Genomic DNA, 786 nt, shown 5'->3' on the forward strand with positions numbered 1-786 from the left:
CTCTGCGTCCGATCTTGAGCATGCGGGATGGTCAAAAGCGCACGTTCAGCCACCCTGGCGCAGCAGCGGCAGGCTGGTGGTGGATTTGATCTCGGACAGCGCCACTGTCGAGTTCACTTCCTGGATGCCGGGCACCAGCGACAGCTTTTCGAAGAAGAACCGCTCGTATGCCTCGATATCCGGCGTCACGATGCGCAGCAGAAAATCCACCGCCCCCATCAGTAGATAGCACTCCAACACCTCCGGGAAGCCACGAATCGAGTCGGTGAACTCGGTGAAGTTGGAGCGCCCGTGGGCGTTGAGTTTTACCTCGGCGAAAATCTGTGTGTTCAGGCCGATTTTCTTGCGATCCAGCAACGCAACCTGACGACGAATGACCCCTTCATCCTTGAGCCGCTGAATGCGCCGCCAACAAGGCGATTGCGAGAGGCCGACCTGCTCGGCAATCTGCGCGCTGGAGAGCGACGCGTCCTCTTGTAGCAGCGCCAGAATCTTGCGGTCGTAAACGTCCAGCTCGGTTTGCATAATTAATTTTCCGCATTGGCTTTTTACGCATTAACAAGTCCAATGAAGCCTAATCCAGATGATGATGGACCAGAAATTTCTTTTTTGGCATGTAAAGATTTTCCCACTGTTCTGGAGTATCCACATGCCTGACCTTGAAGCCGTTACCGCCCCCTTGCAGCGTCCCGACAACTGGTCATCCAGCAATGCGGCATGCTGTGCGCGCTACCAAATTGTTGCTGCAGCCGAGCCTGCATTGCTTTGGATTCTCCGATCAAGTTT

1 protein-coding gene and 1 pseudogene are annotated in these 786 nt (G+C 55.0%); one reads left to right on the forward strand and one right to left on the reverse strand.

Features of this window, described 5'->3' with window-relative positions; all coding sequences use genetic code 11:
* Positions 1-45: 45 nt before the first annotated feature.
* Entirely contained in the window at positions 46-525 is a 480-nt protein-coding gene (locus tag ALO64_RS12060; protein WP_044345120.1) for an Lrp/AsnC family transcriptional regulator, read from the reverse strand.
* 64 nt (positions 526-589) lie between these two features.
* Between ALO64_RS12060 and ALO64_RS26335 the strand changes: the two are divergent.
* Positions 590-786, forward strand: a pseudogene (locus ALO64_RS26335) (hypothetical protein); the annotation flags it as partial.

It is taken from the genome of Pseudomonas meliae, from assembly GCF_001400515.1.
Taxonomy (GTDB): domain Bacteria; phylum Pseudomonadota; class Gammaproteobacteria; order Pseudomonadales; family Pseudomonadaceae; genus Aquipseudomonas; species Aquipseudomonas amygdali.